We start from the raw sequence: 18,559 nt of genomic DNA, 5'->3' as shown, positions 1-18,559 counted from the left end.
CCGAGGCCGCGGCCCGGACCTCCGGCGGGCCTAGACGGCCTCTCCTACGAGCGTCCTCCGGCCCGGAGGGCACGGCAAGCCGGGCCCCGCACCGCCCCGGTCACTCACCCGTCGCAAGGAACTGCGTCGCCGCCAGCTCCGCGTACAGCGGATCGGCGGTCACCAGCTCCCGGTGCGTGCCGACGGCGCGGACCCGGCCCGCGTCCATCACCACGATCCGGTCCGCCATCGTCACCGTCGACAGTCGGTGCGCGACCACCAGGACCGTCGTCGTGCGCGCCACGTCGGCGACGGTGTCGCGCAGCGCCGCCTCGTTCACCGCGTCGAGCTGCGAGGTGGCCTCGTCGAGCAGCAGCAGCCGGGGCCGGCGCAGCAGGGCGCGGGCGATGGCGACCCGCTGGCGCTCGCCCCCGGACAGCTTGGTGCCGCGATGCCCGACGAGGGTGTCCAGCCCGTCCGGCAGACGGGACACCAGACCGTCGAGCCGGGTCGTCTTCAGCACCCGCGTCACCGTGTCGTCGTCCGCCTCTGGGTTGCCCAGCAGCAGGTTGTCCCGCAGCGAACCCGACAGCACCGGCGCGTCCTGCTCCACATAGCCGATCGCGGCCCGCAGCTGCGACAGCTCCCAGTCGGCCAGATTCCGGCCGTCCAGGGTGATCACCCCGGACTCGGGGTCGTAGAACCGCTCGATCAGGGAGAACACGGTGGTCTTGCCCGCGCCGGACGGGCCGACGAACGCGGTCATGCCCTGTGCGGGCACGGTGAACGTCACCCCGTGATGGACGTACGGCAGATCGTCGGCGTAACGGAAGCGCACGTCCGTGAACGCGAGCGCGGCGGGCGCCGTGCCGGGGCCGGGCAGCTCCACGGGCCCGGCTGCCGGTTCGGCGGGCAGCCGCAGCGCCTCCTGGATCCGGGCGAGCGCGGCGCTGCCCGTCTGGTACTGCGTGATCGCGCCGACGACCTCCTGGATCGGCGACATCAGATAGAAGACGAACAGCAGGAACGCCACCAGCGTCCCGATGTCGATGGCCCCCGTCGCCACCCGGGCGCCGCCCACCGCGAGCACCGTGATGAACGCGATCTGCATCGCGAGGCCGGCCGTGTTCCCCGCCGCGGCCGACCACTTGGCGGCGCGCACGCTCTGCCGCCACGACTCCTGCGCGGCCTCGTGCAGCGTGCGCTCCTCCCGGGGCTCGGCACCCGACGCCTTCACCGTGCGCAGCGCGCCCAGCACCCGCTCCAGCGAGGCACCCATCACGCCGACCGCGTCCTGCGCCCGCCGGGAGGCGCGGTTGATCCGCGGCACGATCACACCGAGCACGGTCCCCGCGGCCGCTGTCACGCCCAGCGTGACACCCAGCAGCACCGGGTCGACGAAGCCCATCAGCACCACGGTCGCCACGAGCGTCAGACCACCCGTGCCGAGACCGACCAGCGAATCGGTGGTCACCTCGCGCAGCAGGGTGGTGTCGGAGGTGATGCGGGCCATCAGATCGCCCGGCTCACTGCGGTCCACGGCCGTGATCCGCAGCCGCAGCAGATACGACGACAGCGAGCGCCGCGCCCCCAGCACCACCGACTCCGCGGTGCGCCGCAGGACGTACGAACCCAGCGCGCCCAGCACGGCGTTGGCGACGACCAGGGCCGACATCAGCAGCAGCGCGCCGGTGATGGCGCGGTCGTCGGAGAGGTCGTCGATCAGCTCGCGGGCCACCAGCGGCAGCATCAGGCCCGTCGCACCGGTCATCAGCGAGAGCAGGGCACCGCCCAGCAGGGCCCACCGGTGCGGCCGTACGTATCCGAGCAGCAGCCGCCACGCGGGCGGACCGGATTCCTCAGCTGCGACGCTCACATGCCCCCCTCGGTGACGGATGGAGGTTCAGGCTACGCGGAGGGCGCGGACCCGCCGCACGGCGGGCGGCGTCGCCGATCATTCCCGCGTAGGGTCGGGGGGACGGACACCGGCCGACGAAGGAGTCAGCACCATGGCCCAGGAAGTACGCGGCGTGATCGCACCCGGCAAGGACGAGCCGGTGCGGATCGAGACGGTCGTCGTACCCGACCCGGGACCCGGCGAGGCGGTCGTGCGGATCCAGGCCTGCGGGGTGTGCCACACCGATCTGCACTACAAGCAGGGCGGCATCAGCGACGACTTCCCCTTCCTGCTCGGCCACGAGGCCGCCGGCGTCGTCGAGTCGGTCGGCGACGGCGTCACCGACGTCGGTCCCGGCGACTTCGTGATCCTCAACTGGCGTGCCGTGTGCGGCACGTGCCGCGCCTGCCTGCGGGGCCGCCCCTGGTACTGCTTCGACACCCACAACGCGAAGCAGAAGATGACCCTCGCCTCCACGGGGCAGGAACTCTCCCCGGCCCTGGGCATCGGCGCCTTCGCCGAGAAGACCCTGGTGGCCGCCGGACAGTGCACCAAGGTCGACCCCGCCGTCTCCGCGCAGGTCGCCGGGCTCCTCGGCTGCGGCGTGATGGCCGGGATCGGCGCCGCGATCAACACGGGCGACGTCGGCCGGGGCGACTCCGTCGCCGTCATCGGCTGCGGCGGCGTCGGGGACGCGGCGATCGCCGGGTCCCGGCTGGCCGGCGCGGCGAAGATCATCGCCGTCGACATCGACGACCGCAAGCTCGAGACCGCGCGCTCCATGGGCGCCACCCACACCGTCAACTCCCGCGAGAGCGACCCCGTCGAGGCGATCCGCGACCTCACCGGCGGCTTCGGCGCCGACGTCGTCATCGAGGCCGTCGGCCGCCCCGAGACCTACCGGCAGGCCTTCTACGCCCGTGACCTGGCCGGCACGGTCGTCCTGGTCGGCGTGCCCACACCGGAGATGAAGCTCGAACTGCCGCTGCTGGACGTCTTCGGCCGCGGCGGCTCCCTGAAGTCCTCCTGGTACGGCGACTGTCTGCCCTCCCGGGACTTCCCGATGCTGATCGACCTGCACCTCCAGGGGCGCCTGGACCTGGCGGCGTTCGTCACCGAGACCATCCAGCTCGACGAGGTGGAGAAGGCCTTCGAGCGGATGCACCGCGGCGACGTGCTGCGTTCGGTGGTGGTGCTGTGATGACCGCCCGCATCGAACGACTCGTCACGTCCGGGCAGTTCAGCCTCGACGGCGGCACCTGGGACGTCGACAACAACGTGTGGATCGTCGGCGACGACCACGAGGTGATCGTCATCGACGCCGCCCACGACGCCGACGCCATCGCCGAGGCGGTGGGGGACCGGCGCCTGACGGCCATCGTGTGCACCCATGCCCACAACGACCACATCGACGCCGCGCCCGCCCTCGCCGAGCGCACCGGAGCCACCATCTGGCTGCACCCCGACGACCTCCGGCTGTGGAAGCAGACCCACCCGCACCGCGACCCCGACTCCTGGCTGGTCGACGGCCAGGTGATCGAGGCCGCCGGCGCGGACCTCACCGTGCTGCACACCCCGGGCCACGCGCCGGGCGCCGTCTGCCTGTACGACCCCGGGCTGGCGACCGTGTTCACCGGCGACACCCTCTTCCAGGGCGGTCCCGGCGCCACCGGCCGTTCCTTCTCCCACTTCCCGACGATCATCGACTCGATCCGGGACCGGCTGCTCACCCTTCCGCCCGAGACGAAGGTCCTCACCGGCCACGGCGACCCGACCACCATCGGCGCGGAGGCCCCGCACCTGGAGGAGTGGATCGCACGGGGGCACTGAACGGCCCGCCCGGGTGACCGGCGCGAAAAGGTGACAGAGGATGTCCGGCTTACCCGTCACGCTCGACGCGTACAGCAGAGCACGGGTGACGGGAGGCCGTACATGTCGGAGCAGCTGAGGGGCAGGGTCGCGCTGGTGGCCGGGGCGACCCGGGGAGCCGGACGGGGCATCGCCGTGGAACTGGGGGCGGCGGGCGCGACCGTGTACGTCACCGGCCGCACCACCCGCGCCCGCCGCTCCGAGTACGACCGCCCCGAGACCATCGAGGACACCGCCGACCTGGTCACCGAGGCGGGCGGCCGGGGGATCGCGGTCCCGACCGACCACCTCGACCCCGCACAGGTCCGCGCGCTCGTCGACCGGATCGCCGCCGAACAGGGCCGCCTGGACGTCCTCGTCAACGACATCTGGGGCGGCGAGACGCTCTTCGAATGGGAAGCGCCCGTCTGGGAGCACGACCTCGACAAGGGCCTGCGCCTGCTCCGCCTCGCGGTGGACACCCACGCGATCACCAGCCATCACGCCCTGCCGTTGCTGCTGCGCAACCCGGGCGGACTGGTCGTCGAGGTCACCGACGGCACCGCCGACTACAACCGGGACACCTACCGCGTCTCCTTCTTCTACGACCTCGCCAAGTCCTCCGTCCTGCGCATGGCCTTCGCCCTCGGCCACGAACTCGGGCCGCGCGGCGCCACGGCGGTCGCCCTCACCCCGGGGTGGCTGCGTTCGGAGATCATGCTCGACCACTTCGGGGTCCGGGAGGACAACTGGCGCGACGCTCTCGAGAGCGTCCCCCACTTCGCCATCTCGGAGACCCCGCGCTACGTCGGCCGGGCCGTCACCGCCCTCGCGGCCGACCCGGACGTGGCCCGCTTCAACGGCACGTCCCTCTCCAGCGGCGGCCTCGCGAGGGAGTACGGCTTCACCGACCTCGACGGCAGCCGCCCGGACGCCTGGCGCTATCTCGTCGAGGTGCAGGACGCGGGCAGGCCGGCGGACGTGACCGGCTACCGCTGATCCTCTCCGGCCCCTGCCGCCGTGATCGTCCCGGCGGCTACCGTCACCCCATGACGACGGACACACGGCGTTTCGAGGGGTACGGGGTTCTCATCACCGGGGCGGCACGCGGCATCGGCGCGGCCACCGCCCTGCGGTTCGCCGAGGAGGGGGCGCGCGTCCTGGTGGCCGACGTGGACCCGGACGCGGCCGGGACGACGGCGTCGGCGCTGCGGGAGCGGGGGCTCGGCGCCGAGGCCTTCGCCTGCGACGTGACCGACCGGGCCTCGGTCGAGGCGGCCGTGGCGCACGCCGTGGGCACCTTCGGCTCGCTCGACGTGCTGGTCAGCAACGCCGCCCACTGCACCCCGGACGCGCCCCGCTTCGAGGACGAGCCGGACGAGGAGTGGGCCGCGGACCTCGACGTCACCCTCACCGGCGCGTACCGCTGCTGCCGCGCCGCACTCCCGCACCTCGCCGCCTCCGGCCGGGGCGCCGTCGTGAGCGTCGGCTCCGTCAACGGGCTGCAGGACTTCGGCAATCACGCCTACAGCGCGGCCAAGGCGGGCCTGGCCTCCCTCACCCGCACCCTCGCCGGGCACGCCGCGCCGCGCGGTGTGCGGGTCAACCTCGTCGCACCGGGGACGATCCGCACCCGGGCCTGGGCGGGCAGGGACGAGGAGCTCGAAGCGGCCCGGCGTCTCTATCCGCTCGGCCGGGTCGGCGAGCCCGGGGACATCGCGGCCGCCGTCGCCTTCCTCGCCTCCCGCGACGCGTCCTGGATCACCGGGACCACGCTCGTGGTCGACGGCGGCATCACCGCGGTCAACTCGGGGTTCCGGCAGGCGCTGGGCGCGGCGTCGCCGCAGCCGCCGCCCAGCGGGTGAGCGCCGCGCGGCGCCCCGGCCGGATCGCCGGCGAGTGCGCGGTCCACGGGACGGAGCCCGGGCCGCGCACCGGCGGTGTCTCCCGGTCCACCTCACGACCCGTGGACCGGTCCCGTACGGATGCATTGTCACCGTTCGGTTGCGGCCGGGACCGGGCCCACAACCGATGGCCCCCGTGGATCGTCTACCTGGCAGAGTGCGCAGGCCTGGCGCACACTTCCGCGGGAAAGGCAGAAGGACCATGGGGGACATACGCAGACGGAGTACCGTCATCCTGGGGGTCACCTCTCTGGTGGCTCCGCTCGCACTCGCGCTCGGCGCGGCACCGGCGCAGGCCGCGAGCTGCACCACCTCGGCGGGCCCGTACCAGAAGAAGGTGGAGAAGCTCCTCGGCCGCCCGGTCGACGGCAAGCAGTCCGCCGCCGACTGCAAGGCCATCCGCGCCTTCCAGACCAAGCACGGCATCAAGCCGAACATCGGGTACGCCGGCCCCGTCACCTGGGGTGTGATGGACCTGATGAACAAGCAGAAGGCCGTGGGCAAGAACCCGAACAAGTCCGGTAAGTGCCCCACGAACAAGGGCCGGATCGCCTGCGTGAACCTGACGCTCCAGCTCAGCTGGATCCAGGACGGCAAGAAGCTCGTCTACGGCCCCGTCCCGGTCCGCACGGGACGCAACGGGTACGAGACCCGCACCGGCCTGAAGAAGATCTACTGGCGCAACATCGACCACGTCTCGACCATCTACGACGTGCCGATGCCCTACAGCCAGTTCTTCGACGGCGGCCAGGCCTTCCACTCGGTCGGTGTCAGCATGTGGAACCCGCCCGGCTCGCACGGCTGCGTGAACATGACGAAGACCGCCGCCAAGAAGTACTGGTCGCTGCTGAAGAAGGGCGACGACGTCTACGTGTACGGCCGCAAGCCGGGCACCTGAGCCCGCCCCGCCGCCCCCGGGCCCGCGCGCGAGGCCCGGGGGCGGCGGTGTGAAATCGCCCACGTTCCGCGGCAGATCACAGCAGATGGACGTGATCAGCAACACTGTCGGAAATGTCCGATATGCGTGCGATTACTCACAGCGTCTTCACGTCCGGCCCCGTATGCTTCACGGCATGTCCACCACTGTTGAACCCTCCTCCGAGCGATCGGCTGCCGAGGTCAACGAGGAGATCCGGGCCCTGTGGCTCCGGTCGGGCGGGACACTGAGCGTCGAACAGCGCGAGGAGTACCAGCGCCTGGTCCAGGAGTGGGCCTCGGCCCTTCCGCAGCCGGCCAGGGCGGCCTGACCGGCCCGCGGCCGGCCTCGGCTCGCCATCCCGTCGACCGGGCACCCGTGATCGAACGGGTGCCCTTCCCGCACCCTCCTCGGCCCTCTGCCGGCGTCGTCCTGTCCGTCCCGTGCGGCGTCCTCCTGCTCCGGCGACGGTGCGGTGCTCCGCACGGCCCGGATCCACGGCCCGCTCAGCCCCATGTCGCCGAGTAGTGCCGCCGGTACGCCTTGCGGTCCTGTTCCGCCCGGATCCACCGTGAGGCCACCAGCGCGACCAGACTGCCCCCGATCACCAGCAGACCCGGCCCGACGTTGCGGGGGTCCGCCAGCCGTGACAGCAGCGTCGACGGGTCCGGGACGATGCCCCTCACCGGAGCCGACGACCCCGGGGTGGCGGCGTCCGGAGCGGCCGCACCCCCGGCGTCCGACGGCGCGGGCGACGGCGCCGCCGCACCTCCGTCGGCCCCGGGCGCCACGATCAGCCGTACGTCGAGCTGCGCCAGCGCCTTCGTCACCGGCTGGAAGTACGTCGTACCGCCCGTCCGGCAGTCACCGCTGCCCCCGGACGTGACACCGAGCGCGATGCCCTCGGAGAACATCGGCCCGCCGCTGTCACCGGGCTCCGCGCACACGTTGGACTCGACGAGACCGCTGACCGTGCCCTCGGGATAGTTCACCGTCGCGTTGAGCGCGGTCACCTCCCCGTCACGCAGTCCGCTGGTGCTGCCGCTGCGGAAGATCCGCTGCCCGACCGTCGGATCCGCCACCCCCGTGATGCGTACGCCCTTGCCACCGCCGACCGCCACCACACCGGCGCCCTCGCCCGCCCGGCCGCCCGCGTACTCGATCAGGGAGTAGTCGTCCCCCGGGAAGCTGCCGCCGACGGTGGTGCCGACCTCCTGCCTGCCCCCGTTGTCGGCGAACCACACCGACCCGTCGGGGCCGCAGTGCCCGGCCGTGAGGATGAAGTCCCGTTCCCCGTCGGTCACGTTGAAGCCCGCCGAGCAGCGGCCGGCCGTGGACAGGATGGGCCGGGCGCCGTTGAGACGGGTGGTGAAGGTGCCCCCGGTCCGCTCCATGCGCACGAAGTCGCCCATGCCGTCGGCCACTTCGGTCAGCTCCGACCAGTCGTCCGCCGACACCGTGGTGTCGCCCCGGACGACCACCTGGTTGGACCGGTAGTCCATCGCCCAGGCGGTGCCGGGCACGCGCGGCGCCGAACCCAGCGTCCGGGCGGCGGACTTGAAGTCGTCCATGCTGTGGCGCACCATTCTCGGCTCGGCGCCCGCCTCGCGCACCTCGGCCGCCGCCTCCTCGTCGGTGACCGCGACCACCGTCCGCCCGTCGGCGCCGATCCAGCTGCCCGCCGTACGGGACGTGCCGAGTTCGGCCACGAGGCCTGCGCCCGGGCCCGCCGCCGTCTCCTCGGCGGTGGAGAACGGGACCGCCTCGGGCACCCGCGGCTCACCGGCGACGGCGCGGGTGACCATCGTGGCCCCCAGGAGGAGTCCGCCGACGGCCGCCAGCCGTGTCACTCGCCGGACGACCCGTCGTCGTGCGTGCCTCATGCATGGCTCCCGAACCTCTGCAGCGCGGTGCGAACACCGCGGGGCCTCCCCTGAGTCGAGTGCCCTCCCTGCATACGGGCCAGGGACCCGTCGTGTTCAGCCCGAGCGCGATCCGCACGCCGGCATGCGCGAACACGTCGGTGTTCCCGCCGCCCGGGTTCTCGCCGTCCGGCCCGGACCCGGCGCAGGCGATCTCCCGCAACGTGCCGACGGCGCCTGCCGCGTTCCGCCGATGCCCGAGCACATCACGGCGCCCTATCGTGTGCTCATGACCAGGATCCCGCACGAGACGTCCGGTGAACCGAATCCCCTGAACACCCTCGGCCTCGACCGCCTGCGGCGCCGCACCAGCATGAAGTGGCGCACCCACCCCGAGGACGTGCTGCCCCTGTGGGTGGCCGAGATGGACGTCCCCCTCGCCGAACCGATCGTGCGGACCGTCACGGAGGCCATGGAACTCGGCGACACCGGCTATCCCGCCGGCAGCGCCTACGCCGAGGCGCTGGCCGCCTTCGCCGGCAAGCGGTGGGACTGGGACGGGCTCGCCGTGGAGCGCACCGCCCTCGTGCCCGACGTCATGCTCGGCGTGGTGGAGATGCTGCGACTGGTCACCGGGTACGGCGATCCGGTCGTGGTGAACTCACCGGTGTACCCGCCCTTCTACGACTTCGTCCGGCACATGGACCGCCGGGTGGTGGAGGCACCGCTCGGCCCGGACGCGCGGATCGACCCCGACGTCCTGGAGGACACCTTCCGGCGGGTGACGGCCGACGGGGGCCGGGCCGCGTTCCTGCTGTGCAGCCCGCACAATCCCACCGGCACCGTGCACACCGCCGAGGAGCTGACCGCCGTGGCCGCCCTGGCCGAGCGGTACGGCGTACGCGTCGTCGCCGACGAGATCCACGCGCCCCTGGTCGTCGGCGACACGCGGTTCGTGCCCCTCCTGAGCGTGCCGGGCGGTGAGCGCGGCCTGTCGCTCATGTCGGCGTCGAAGGCGTGGAACCTGGCCGGCCTCAAGGCGGCCGTCGCCGTCGCGGGGCCCGGGGCGGCCGAGGACCTGGCACGGATGCCCGAGGAGGTCGGGCACGGGCCGAGCCACGTCGGCATCCTCGCCCACACCGCCGCCCTGCGGGACGGCACTTCCTGGCTGGACGCCCTGCTCGCCGGACTCGACGCCAACCGGCGGCTGCTCGCCGAGCTCCTGGCCGACCGGCTGCCGGCGGTCCGCTACCGCCCGGGGGACGCCACCTACCTGGCCTGGCTCGACTGCCGCGCGCTCGGCCTCGGCGACGACCCGGCCCGGGCCTTCCTGCACCACGGCCGCGTGGCGCTCACCTCCGGCCTCCCGTTCGGCACGGGGGGCGCGGGCCACGCCCGTCTGAACCTCGCCACCTCCACCGAGGTGCTCACGGAGGCGGTGCGGCGGATGGCGGCGGCCGTGCAGCGGGCGGGAGCCGTCGGTGGCTGACGAGTGCTTCGGTCATCCACGGCTCGCGGCGCTCTACGATCCGCTCGAGGCCGACCGCGGTGACCTCGACGCGTATCTCCTCATGGTGGAGGAGTTCGGTGCCCGGCGCGTGCTGGACATCGGGTGCGGGACAGGGGTGTTCGCCCTGCTCCTGGCCGACCGGGGGATCGAGGCCGTCGGCGTCGAACCCGCGGGGGCGTCCCTCGACGTGGCCCGGGGCAAGCCGGGCGGCGCACGGGTCCGCTGGATCGAGGGCGACGCGACGTCCCTGCCGCCGCTCGAGGCCGATCTGGCGACCATGACGGCGAACGTCGCCCAGGCCATCGCCGATCCGGACGCCTGGCACGGCACGCTGCGGGGCGCCCGCGCGGCGCTGCGGCCCGGGGGACGGCTGGTGTTCGAGACCAGGGACCCGGCCCGGCGGGCCTGGGAGGGCTGGACCCGCCGGGAGTCGTACCGCAGGACGGACGTCCCCGGCGTCGGGGCGGTCGAGAGCTGGCACCAGGTGACCGACGTGGACGGCCCGCTGGTGACGTTCCGCACCACCTACGTGTTCGCCGCGGACGGCGCGGTGCTCACCTCGGACTCGACGCTGCGTTTCCGCGAGCGGCAGGAGGTCGAGGCCGATCTCGCCGGGCACGGCTACGCGCTGGAACAGGTGCGGGACGCGCCCGACCGTCCGGGCCGGGAGTTCGTCTTCGTCGCGCGCCGTCCCGGCGCCTAGACTTCCCCGCATGGACGACGCGTTGCGGGACCGGCTCGGCGCCGGGAAGTACCTGTTGGTCACCAGTTACCGCAAGAACGGTACGCCCGTCGCCACGCCGGTGTGGGTGGTGCGGGACGGTGACGCGCTCGGGGTGTGGACCGCCGCCGGCTCGTGGAAGGTGAAGCGGATCCGCGCCCGCGGCGACGTCCTCGTCGGCCCGTGCGACGTACGCGGCACGCCCACCGGGGACCAGGTCCCCGCCACCGCGGAGATCTGCGACGCCGCCACCACCGCCCGCTACCGCCGGCTCATCGCCCGCAAGTACGGCCTCGTGGGCCGGCTGACCCTCCTGGGCAGCCGTCTGCGCAGGGGCCTGAACGGCACGGTGGGCATCCGCGTCACCTTCTGACCCCGCGGCCGGGTCCCGCCCGGCGGACCGTCAGGTCCAGGCCCGGAACGGCTCGTCCACCAGCTGGAAGACCGGCTCGCCCCGCACCGGGTCCTTGGCCGTCGACAGCCGTACCCGGTCACCGCTGTGGATCCCGATGGGCGGGCCCATGACCCGGCCGCGCACCACGAACCCCTCCGCCATCTCGATCAGGGAGACATTGCGTGCCGCGGGGGTGTTGCGGTGCAGCACCGTGGAGTGGCGGACCGTGCCGACGCCCTCGCTGCGCTCCGTGCGCAGCTCGCTGCCCTGGCAGACCGGGCACAGCAGCCGGTGGTACGTGGCGGTGCCGCACCAGGTGCAGCGCTGGTAGAGCATGGCCTCCGCGTGGTCGGTGCCCTGGGGATCGAGGACGCCCGTCGCGGAGCCGGCTGCCTGCTGAGCGACGCTTCCTGAGTGGTGGTACACGCTGGTCAACTCCCTGCATTCGGCCGGAATCCCGCGTGCGCGGTCCCCGCGGCACGCGTGTGCCCGGTGTTCCGTGCCACCGCGCACAGCCACAGAGTATGGCACTCAGTGCCACTCGTAAAGGCACTCCGTACCCTCATTTGCCGAGGAGCGGCCGCGCCGTTCAGCCCCTCCCGAGCGCCGCCTCGAGTTCCTGCACCACCCGCCACAGCGGTGCCCCGCGCCGCGAGACGATCACCACCACGTCGTCGGGCCCGTCGGTCACCGCGGGGACGGTCTCGGCGCCGAACGCGGCCCGCACATGCTCCAGCGCGTGGTCCACCGCGGCCTCCGCGTCCCCCTGCCCGTCCGAGCGCAGCCAGGAACGCAGCGCGTTGTTGTGCGCTGCCACCACGGCCGCGGCGATCACATCGGCCCGCAGGGTGCCGTCCCGCAGGCCGGCGTAACGGGCCCGGAGATACCCGGCCAAGGCCCGCTCGTAGCGCCAGACCACGGACAACTCGTACGCCCGCAGCCCCGGCACCTGTCTGGTGAGGCGGTAGCGCTGCACGGAGAACGCGGGGTTCTCGGCGTACATCAGGAGCACCAGCCGGGCGGCGTCGCAGACCCTGCGCACCGGTTCGTCGTCGGTGCCCGCGGCCAGGAAGGCCGTCATGTCGGCCAGGCACCGCTCGTGGTCGGGGAAGACCACGTCCTCCTTGGACGGGAAGTAGCGGAAGAAGGACCGCCGTCCCACACCGGCGAGGGCCACGATGTCGTCGACCGTGGTCTGCTCGTAGCCCCGCTCCAGGAACAGCCGGAAGGCCGCCGCCACCAGGGCGTCCCGCATCGTCGGCTTCCCGGCCTTCTCACCGCGGCCGGCAGCCGCACTGCTGGAGCTCATGCACGGAACGTAGCACCGGGAGGCCGGTGGCGGCACTCAGTGCACGATCGGCACGGCACTCAGTACCGCCGGAGCACTCCCGCGCAGGTCGTCCCTATGATCGAGCCACCGTCGTCCCCCAGGGAGCCCGCATGCCACCCGCCCGTCCGCGCGTCCTCTACGTCACCGACCTGGCCTACCCGGCCCGCGGGCGGCGCTACTGCGACGAGGACATCTTCCTGACCTCCCGGCTGCGCGAGCACGTCGGCCTCGCCCTGTGCCACCCGCGGGACGCCGTCGCCCTGATGGACGGCTTCGACGCCGTCGTGGTCCGCAACAGCGGTCCGGTACTGGAGTACCGGGACGCCTACGACGCCTTCCGCGAGCGCGCCACCGCGACGGGCACACCGGTCTACAACCCGCTCACCGGCCGGGGCGACATGGCCGGCAAGCAGTACCTGCTCGACCTGACCGCCGCCGGTCGGCCCGTGATCCCCACCGTCGGCCGGCCCGAGGACCTGCACCGGCTGCCCGAGGCCGACCGGTACGTGGTCAAGCCCAGGCTCGGCGCCGACTCCATAGGCCTGCGCATCGTCCCCGCGGACGCGGTGCGCGACCTCGTGGACGGCGACGTCCTGGTGCAGCCGCACATCGACTTCACCTACGAGGTGTCCTTCTACTACGTCGACCACTCCTTCCAGTACGCCCTGTACGCCCCCGACCCCGAGCGGCGCTGGCAGCTGGAGCGTTACGAACCCACTGCGGACGACCTCGACTTCGCCCGTCGTTTCGTCGAGTGGAACACCCTCGGCCACGGCATCCAGCGCGTCGACGCCTGCCGCGCGCCCGGCGGCGAACTGCTGCTGGTCGAACTGGAGGACCTCAACCCGTACCTCTCTCTCGACGCCCTCGACGGCGCCGGCCGGGAGGCGTTCGTGTCGGCGATGGTGACGTCCCTGCGCGGCTTCCTCCGCGACAACGGTGTAAGCGGCGGCTGAACCCGCGGGGCCCTCGTCGCGTATCTCTCCCCACAGGCGGCTCGACCGCCCGCACGGGACGGAAGGAGAGCGACGTGACGACACCGTCCGGGGCCGGGCGGCCGCCCCTCGAACCCGTCCACGTCCTGCGTCCGCGCCGCACCGACGCGCTCGCGGAGCTGTTCAGGGAGTTCGAGCGGGAACAACGGGGCGATGACGAGCCGGTGCGGCTGCCCCGGCCGCCGGTCGGCTCCGAGGACCGGACACAGGAACTCCCGCCCGTCCCCGCCGCCCGGCATCCCTCCGGGACGCGCCGCACCGCGCTGGCACTCGCCGTCGCCGCCGCCGCGCTGACCGGCTTCGGCGGCGCTCTCCTGTTCACGGACCGGACCACCGGCGGCCACGCCGCGCCCGCCCCCGGGCCGTCCGCCACCGCGCCCCCGGCGCCGCCCCCTCCAGCGGACCGGGGATTCCTCCGCGAGGGCGACTCGGGTCCCGAGGTGACCGAACTCCAGGAGCGGCTGCTGCGCGTCCCGGACGTCTACCGGGGCGGAACCACCGACGGCCGCTACGACGCCGTCCTGTCGGCCGCCGTCGCCCGCTTCCAGCTCTGGTACGGAGTCCGGGGCGACGAGACCGGCGTCTACGGCGACGACACCCGGCTGGCGCTGGAGTCCCGCACGGGTGACCCGGCCACGTGATCCCGCGGACGGCGGCTACCGCTCCTCGGGCACACGGATGTCCAGCACGCACACGTCGTCGCGGCGCTCGTCCTCCAGCATCGTGTCCAGCAGCGTGCCCAGGGACCCGGGCTCGTCGCCCGGGTGGGCGGCGACGGCCTCGGCGAGCCGCTGCAGGCCCAGGTCGATGTTCTCCGGGGGCCGTTCCACCAGGCCGTCCGTGTACAGCAGCACCCGGTCGCCCGGTTCCAGCCGGCACTCGGCCTCCTCGAAATGCGGCGCGGCGGTCGCGCCGAGCAGCATGCCGGGAGGGCGGCGCAGACAGGTGACCTCGCCGTCGCGCACCAGCAGGGGCGGGGTGTGTCCCGCCTGGGCCCAGAGCAGCCGCCGGTCACCGGGCCGGTAGCGGGCCAGGACCATGGTCGCGGTGCCGTGGGTGTCCCGGGAGTGCAGCAGCAGCGTGTTGAGCCGGGCGAGCGCGCCGGTCATCGAGGAGCCGGTGATGACCATGCCCTTGGTGGTGAAGCGGAGCTGGGCCATGGTGGCGACCGCGTCCACCCCGTGCCCGGCGACATCGCCGACCACGAACAGGGCGTCGCCGTCGGGCAGTTCGATGGCGCTGAACCAGTCGCCCCCGACGTGGATGCCCGCCTGGGCGGGGAGGTAGGCGACCTCGACGCGCAGCCCGGCCAGGTTCACCGCCCTCTCCGGCAGCGGCAGCAGGGCGTTCTGCAGCCGGGAGACCAGGGTCCGCTCGGACTGCAGGACGTCGTGCTGGGTGAGGATCGCCCGCTCGCTCTCCACCAGGGCGAGCTCGGCCCGCCGCCGCGCGGTCAGGTCCTGGACGATGCCGTGCACCTCGACGGGTGTGCCGTGCGCGTCGGCCACCACCTCGGCGACGAGCCGCAGATGACGGACGCCGTGTGGGCCGCGGACCCGGAACGGGACGTCGAACGGCCGCCCCTCGCGGGCCAGCGCTCCGACGGCACGCCGCAGCGCGGACCGGTCTCCGGTCACCGCGAGTCCGGGGAGGTCCGCCAGCGGGACCGGGCCGTTCGCGGGGTCCCGGCCGAGGATGTCGAAGAGCTGCGACGACCATGACGTCTCACCGGTGGCGAGGTTCCAGTTCGCCCAGCCCAGGTTGCCCAGTCGCTGCAGTTCGGCGAGCCGTTGCTCCTGGCGGTCGGAGGAGGCGTGCCGTACCCAGGTCACGACCAGCGCGTCCTCCAGGCGTGCCACGCGAACGGAGTGCGTGGTGAGCTCCGCGGCGCCGTCCACCAGTTCCTGGTGTGCGAACGGCCCGCTCTCGTACGTCTCCCCGCCGGCCAGGGTGTCCAGGCAGCCCTGCCACACCGGCGTGCCCGCCAGACCGGGCCAAAGTTCCAGCAGCCGCCGCCCGGCCGGATCGCCGCCGGTGCCGCCCAGCAGGCCGGCCACCCGCGCCGTCGCGGCGTCGACCCGGAAGTCCTCGGTGTCGCCGGAGGGGCCGCGCAGCGGGGTCAGCAGCATCGCCGGCACCGGCAGTGCCGCGAACAGCGCCCGGACGGCGTCCGGAGGCGTGTCCGTCGCCGGCTCCGACGGGGAGGTGAACGTGCGCAGCCGCCCGGCGCACAACCGGACGGCCCCCAGGAGATGGGCGCGGTCGCGCGGGGTGAAGGGGCCGGGGCGCCCGCGCAGCACACCGATGCAGACGTCGGAGCCGTCCCCGGCGGGCAGCGGCAGCCAGGTCCGGGACGGCCACCGCTCGGGCGGCTCGCCGATCAGCAGGTACTTCGCGCTGTCCGCGGCGAAGTCCTCCAGCCAGCGGGGTTCGCCGGCCTGCAGGGCGTCCCGCACGGCGACCCCGCTGAACGGGGGCACCCGGTGCCACTGGGCGGCGAGCCGTTCGTCGACACCGGCGTGCCCGAGCAGTTCGAGGCAGCCTCCGGCCCGGCGGGCGTAGATCATGACCGAGTCCGCGCCCAGGTCCTGCCCGAGGTGTTCCTGCAGGCAGCGGGCCAGGTCCTGGTGGGTCCCGACGTGGACGAGGGCCCGGCCCAGCCGGCTCAGCGCCTCGGCGACGTCGTCGGGGGTGGAGGGAGCCGCCGGCGGGCCGGCCACGGGCAGGCCGTCGGCCGCGCCGTCCCCGTCCTCGCCGGAGCGCGCCGGGGACCTGGCGTCGCCGGACCGGGCCGGGGCCAGTTCGCCCAGGGTGATCCAGCATTCCTCGAGCAGGGTGCGACGGGCCGCCTTCGCCCGCTGGAGCAGGATCTCGCCCGCGGCGTCCGCGGAGCCACCGGTCAGCGCGATCACGACGCCCCTGGCCCGCTCCACGACGGCCGACGTCGCGGCCTGCTCACGCAACCGGTCCATCTCGGCGCGCTGCTGGGCGACGACCCTGGCCAGTTCCACCAGGTCCGGCGCGGCTCCGGGGTCCACCGGCGCAACGGGCTCGCTCTTCACGCGATGAGCATCGCACAACCCTCCCGGTTCGTTGACCGGCTTGTTCCCCCGGATTCCCGGGACGGCCGGGGCGCCGGGCGCCTCCTCGGCCCCGGAGCGGTCAGCGGCCGGCGCCGGTCAGGGCCTGGGTGACCGCCCGCACGCTGCGGGCGATGTGCTGGAGCTGCATGACCTCGGCCGCGTAGAGCTTGATGGTGTGCTCGATGACGCCCTCGTGCACTCCCAGCCGGGGCAGATCCGCCCGGGCGGTCTGCAGGGCGGTGCGGGCCATCCGGATCTCGTGCTCGACCTGGATCTGCGCGTGCCGGGCCAGCAGGACGGGGTTCCGGATGAACGCCGGGTAGCTCGCGTAGCGCGCAGGCACCAGCTCGCGCAGCCACTTGGCCGCCGAGCGTTCCCAGTCGTAGCTGCCGGGGGTCTTGACCTGGCAGGGCCAGTCGGGACTGAGGCGCGTGGACGTCAGGGGCATGATCATCGCTTCCGGGTGTGCGGCGTCGCCGGCGTGGACGACGGGGTGGGGCGGCCCCGGTCTAGGGGATGACCGGGGCCGCCACGAGCGGCCGGGCAGGGGATGCCCGGCCGAACACCCTGACCGCCGGAGCGGGTAGGAGCCGGCGGCTTCGGGTGTTCGCGCAGGCGCCCGGTCGGTACCGGTGCCATCCGCGGCGGGTGGTGCTGGCTGCGCATGGGCGGACCGTCGGCTTTCCGGGCGGAGCGGGTGGGGACGAGGGTGCTGGGCCGCGGTTCCGGGGCTGCCGGGCCGCGATCCGTGAGCAGTATTTATATATGCCATCTGGTTTGCAAGACGTATGAAAACATTCATGCGCGCTTTGACGAGGGGGTGCCGCGGGAGGCCTAGCCGGGCGGTTCAGTCCCTGAGGAAGAACTGGTGCTCGTCGGCCACGTGCTCGTACTCGTCGAGCCGGGCCTGCGTCCGCTCCGGATCCGCGTCCGTCATGGCCTGGAGCAGCGCCGCGCACATCACGCCGGGAGCGGCGTAGGAGTCGAAGACCAGCCGCGATCCGGTGCCGGTGGCGAAGGTGACGTCGGCCTCGTCCACCAGCGGACCCAGCGCCAGATCGGTGATCAGCGCGACCTTCAGCCCGGCGCTGCGCGCGACCCGCACCGCCGTCAGGGTCTCCTGGGCGTGCCGCGGCATGGAGAACGCGAGCACCCAGGTGCCGCCCGCTTCCCGCGACTGCAGCAGCGCGTCGTAGGCGACGCTGCCGCCCCGCGTCACGAGCCGTACGTCGGGGTGGATACGTCGGGCGGCGTAGGCGAAGTACTCGGCCAGGGAGACGGAGATGCGCAGGCCGAGGACGGTGAGCGGCGTGGAGGCGGACAGCCGGCGGCCCACCTCGATGACCCGGTCGGCGTCGGCGAAGTCCCGCCGCAGGTTCTCCAGGTTCCCGATCTCGGCGTCGACCGCCGCCTGGAGCTCGTTGCCCCGGTTCTCCTCGGCGGGACCGCCCGCGCGGGTGCCGAGGGTGATCGACTGGAGCTTCTCCCGCAGCGCGGGGTAGCCGCTGAAGCCCACCGCCGAGGCGAACCGGGTCACCGAGGGCTGGCTCACCCCGACCCGGTCCGCGAGGTCCGTGATCGACAGGAACGCCGCCTCGGCGATGTGCTCGATCAGGTACTGGGCGATGCGTCGCTGGCCGGGGGAGAGCCGGGGCCGGTCGAACAGCGCGCGGAGCTGGGCCGTCGGGGACATCTCCGTGTCCTGGCCCGCTTTCCCCGAGGTGATCGCGGACGCCTGTGCGCGTGCCTGCTGCGGCGATGGCACCGGTGCGCCTCCTTCGTCTCCCACGAGGGTTCAACATAGCCCACGCACCGTGGTGACCAGGCTCCTCGCCCGAGCGCACCGGCCCGCTTCCCCGGGGATATCCACGCCGCTTCAGGGAACCCGACGGCACAGCGCAACAGAGGACCCCCGCGAGACCCGAGGAGCCAGCGGACATGACCGTCCCCGAGGAGAACCGGCCGAAGACCCGGAACACCGACGACACCATCGAGCGGCGTGAGCAGGACGAGACGCGCGCGCAGGGCGGCACCGGCCGCACGATGCGCGAGGCGCTCGAGGAGGCCGAGATCAGGCCCGACGACTACGACGAGCGCTAGACCCTCCCTCCCGTCCTCGA

Annotated in this window: 19 protein-coding genes; 12 read left to right on the top strand and 7 right to left on the bottom strand. The window is 73.4% G+C overall.

Going from position 1 to position 18,559, the window contains the following annotated elements:
• Positions 1-100: 100 nt before the first annotated feature.
• Complete coding sequence (locus F1615_RS12515) at positions 101-1,855, bottom strand: ABC transporter ATP-binding protein (protein WP_149549016.1); 1,755 nt, start codon at positions 1,853-1,855, stop codon at positions 101-103.
• Positions 1,856-1,988: 133 nt separating this feature from the next.
• Here F1615_RS12515 and F1615_RS12510 point away from each other — a divergent pair, with 133 nt between their 5' ends.
• The 6 genes from F1615_RS12510 to F1615_RS12485 all read left to right on the top strand — a co-directional run bounded on the left by F1615_RS12510 (position 1,989) and on the right by F1615_RS12485 (position 6,875).
• Entirely contained in the window at positions 1,989-3,077 is a 1,089-nt protein-coding gene (locus F1615_RS12510; protein WP_149549015.1) for an S-(hydroxymethyl)mycothiol dehydrogenase, read from the top strand.
• Positions 3,077-3,706 carry an MBL fold metallo-hydrolase gene (locus F1615_RS12505; RefSeq protein ID WP_149549014.1) on the top strand — a complete coding sequence of 210 codons (630 nt, stop codon included), beginning with the start codon at positions 3,077-3,079 and terminating at the stop codon, positions 3,704-3,706. Before F1615_RS12510 ends, F1615_RS12505 begins: the two co-directional genes overlap by 1 nt.
• Positions 3,707-3,808: 102 nt before the next feature.
• On the top strand, positions 3,809-4,723 hold the full coding sequence (locus tag F1615_RS12500) for an SDR family oxidoreductase (RefSeq protein WP_149549013.1): 915 nt from the start codon (positions 3,809-3,811) through the stop codon (positions 4,721-4,723).
• A gap of 50 nt (positions 4,724-4,773) precedes the next feature.
• Positions 4,774-5,589, top strand: coding sequence for an SDR family NAD(P)-dependent oxidoreductase (locus tag F1615_RS12495; RefSeq protein ID WP_149549012.1), 816 nt, complete (start codon positions 4,774-4,776; stop codon positions 5,587-5,589).
• A gap of 241 nt (positions 5,590-5,830) precedes the next feature.
• On the top strand, positions 5,831-6,526 hold the full coding sequence (locus F1615_RS12490; RefSeq protein ID WP_149549011.1) for a L,D-transpeptidase family protein: 696 nt from the start codon (positions 5,831-5,833) through the stop codon (positions 6,524-6,526).
• 163 nt (positions 6,527-6,689) lie between these two features.
• On the top strand, positions 6,690-6,875 hold the full coding sequence (locus F1615_RS12485; protein WP_030863721.1) for a hypothetical protein: 186 nt from the start codon (positions 6,690-6,692) through the stop codon (positions 6,873-6,875).
• Between the two features lie 175 nt (positions 6,876-7,050).
• Here F1615_RS12485 and F1615_RS12480 read toward each other — a convergent pair whose 3' ends face one another.
• The gene (locus F1615_RS12480; protein WP_149549010.1) at positions 7,051-8,427 is read right to left on the bottom strand and encodes a S1 family peptidase; all 1,377 of its coding nucleotides are present in this window, start codon (positions 8,425-8,427) and stop codon (positions 7,051-7,053) included.
• A gap of 268 nt (positions 8,428-8,695) precedes the next feature.
• On the opposite strand from F1615_RS12480, the gene F1615_RS12470 reads away from it, so the two are divergent.
• Genes F1615_RS12470 through F1615_RS12460 form a run of 3 tightly spaced genes read left to right on the top strand, consistent with a single transcriptional unit; the run spans position 8,696 to position 11,010 of the window.
• Positions 8,696-9,895, top strand: a complete 1,200-nt coding sequence (locus F1615_RS12470) for a MalY/PatB family protein (RefSeq protein WP_149549008.1) — start codon at positions 8,696-8,698, stop codon at positions 9,893-9,895.
• The gene (locus F1615_RS12465) at positions 9,888-10,619 is read left to right on the top strand and encodes a class I SAM-dependent methyltransferase (RefSeq protein ID WP_149549007.1); all 732 of its coding nucleotides are present in this window, start codon (positions 9,888-9,890) and stop codon (positions 10,617-10,619) included. Before F1615_RS12470 ends, F1615_RS12465 begins: the two co-directional genes overlap by 8 nt.
• A gap of 10 nt (positions 10,620-10,629) precedes the next feature.
• A complete protein-coding gene (locus F1615_RS12460) occupies positions 10,630-11,010 on the top strand; it encodes a PPOX class F420-dependent oxidoreductase (RefSeq protein WP_149549006.1) in 381 nt (126 codons plus the stop codon).
• A 30-nt stretch (positions 11,011-11,040) separates the two neighbouring features.
• Here the strand turns inward: F1615_RS12460 and F1615_RS12455 are convergent, their stop codons facing one another.
• Entirely contained in the window at positions 11,041-11,457 is a 417-nt protein-coding gene (locus tag F1615_RS12455) for a Zn-ribbon domain-containing OB-fold protein (RefSeq protein ID WP_149549251.1), read from the bottom strand.
• A 163-nt stretch (positions 11,458-11,620) separates the two neighbouring features.
• Positions 11,621-12,340 (bottom strand): TetR family transcriptional regulator, encoded by a 720-nt coding sequence (locus tag F1615_RS12450; protein WP_149549005.1) that lies wholly within the window; start codon positions 12,338-12,340, stop codon positions 11,621-11,623.
• 131 nt (positions 12,341-12,471) lie between these two features.
• Here F1615_RS12450 and F1615_RS12445 point away from each other — a divergent pair, with 131 nt between their 5' ends.
• Both F1615_RS12445 and F1615_RS12440 read left to right on the top strand, forming a co-directional pair.
• The gene (locus F1615_RS12445) at positions 12,472-13,317 is read left to right on the top strand and encodes a hypothetical protein (RefSeq protein WP_149549004.1); all 846 of its coding nucleotides are present in this window, start codon (positions 12,472-12,474) and stop codon (positions 13,315-13,317) included.
• 74 nt (positions 13,318-13,391) lie between these two features.
• Entirely contained in the window at positions 13,392-13,997 is a 606-nt protein-coding gene (locus F1615_RS12440) for a peptidoglycan-binding domain-containing protein (protein ID WP_149549003.1), read from the top strand.
• Between the two features lie 15 nt (positions 13,998-14,012).
• Here the strand turns inward: F1615_RS12440 and F1615_RS12435 are convergent, their stop codons facing one another.
• From F1615_RS12435 to F1615_RS12425, 3 genes are all read right to left on the bottom strand, one after another.
• Complete coding sequence (locus F1615_RS12435) at positions 14,013-16,328, bottom strand: PP2C family protein-serine/threonine phosphatase (protein WP_149549250.1); 2,316 nt, start codon at positions 16,326-16,328, stop codon at positions 14,013-14,015.
• A gap of 190 nt (positions 16,329-16,518) precedes the next feature.
• Positions 16,519-16,893 carry a hypothetical protein gene (locus tag F1615_RS12430; protein ID WP_167533730.1) on the bottom strand — a complete coding sequence of 125 codons (375 nt, stop codon included), beginning with the start codon at positions 16,891-16,893 and terminating at the stop codon, positions 16,519-16,521.
• A gap of 393 nt (positions 16,894-17,286) precedes the next feature.
• Positions 17,287-18,204, bottom strand: coding sequence for a MurR/RpiR family transcriptional regulator (locus F1615_RS12425; protein ID WP_167533729.1), 918 nt, complete (start codon positions 18,202-18,204; stop codon positions 17,287-17,289).
• Between the two features lie 173 nt (positions 18,205-18,377).
• Here F1615_RS12425 and F1615_RS35600 point away from each other — a divergent pair, with 173 nt between their 5' ends.
• Positions 18,378-18,539, top strand: a complete 162-nt coding sequence (locus tag F1615_RS35600) for a hypothetical protein (RefSeq protein ID WP_167533728.1) — start codon at positions 18,378-18,380, stop codon at positions 18,537-18,539.
• Positions 18,540-18,559: the final 20 nt, after the last annotated feature.

The sequence above is a fragment of the Streptomyces marokkonensis genome, assembly GCF_008312835.1.
GTDB lineage: Bacteria > Actinomycetota > Actinomycetes > Streptomycetales > Streptomycetaceae > Streptomyces > Streptomyces marokkonensis_A.
Note: the sequence above shows the minus strand (reverse complement) of the source record. Positions and strands in the feature narration are given on the sequence as shown.

Bases quoted from the DNA above. Each gene is read 5' to 3' on its own strand.
- F1615_RS12510 (WP_149549015.1), top strand. From the start codon at position 1,989: ATGGCCCAGGAAGTACGCGGCGTGATCGCACCCGGCAAGGACGAGCCG.
- F1615_RS12505 (WP_149549014.1), top strand. From the start codon at position 3,077: ATGACCGCCCGCATCGAACGACTCGTCACGTCCGGGCAGTTCAGCCTC.
- F1615_RS12500 (WP_149549013.1), top strand. From the start codon at position 3,809: ATGTCGGAGCAGCTGAGGGGCAGGGTCGCGCTGGTGGCCGGGGCGACC.
- F1615_RS12495 (WP_149549012.1), top strand. From the start codon at position 4,774: ATGACGACGGACACACGGCGTTTCGAGGGGTACGGGGTTCTCATCACC.
- F1615_RS12490 (WP_149549011.1), top strand. From the start codon at position 5,831: ATGGGGGACATACGCAGACGGAGTACCGTCATCCTGGGGGTCACCTCT.
- F1615_RS12485 (WP_030863721.1), top strand. From the start codon at position 6,690: ATGCTTCACGGCATGTCCACCACTGTTGAACCCTCCTCCGAGCGATCG.
- F1615_RS12480 (WP_149549010.1), bottom strand. From the start codon at position 8,427: ATGAGGCACGCACGACGACGGGTCGTCCGGCGAGTGACACGGCTGGCG.
- F1615_RS12470 (WP_149549008.1), top strand. From the start codon at position 8,696: ATGACCAGGATCCCGCACGAGACGTCCGGTGAACCGAATCCCCTGAAC.
- F1615_RS12460 (WP_149549006.1), top strand. From the start codon at position 10,630: ATGGACGACGCGTTGCGGGACCGGCTCGGCGCCGGGAAGTACCTGTTG.
- F1615_RS12450 (WP_149549005.1), bottom strand. From the start codon at position 12,340: ATGAGCTCCAGCAGTGCGGCTGCCGGCCGCGGTGAGAAGGCCGGGAAG.
- F1615_RS12445 (WP_149549004.1), top strand. From the start codon at position 12,472: ATGCCACCCGCCCGTCCGCGCGTCCTCTACGTCACCGACCTGGCCTAC.
- F1615_RS12435 (WP_149549250.1), bottom strand. From the start codon at position 16,328: ATGGACCGGTTGCGTGAGCAGGCCGCGACGTCGGCCGTCGTGGAGCGG.
- F1615_RS12430 (WP_167533730.1), bottom strand. From the start codon at position 16,893: ATGATCATGCCCCTGACGTCCACGCGCCTCAGTCCCGACTGGCCCTGC.
- F1615_RS35600 (WP_167533728.1), top strand. From the start codon at position 18,378: ATGACCGTCCCCGAGGAGAACCGGCCGAAGACCCGGAACACCGACGAC.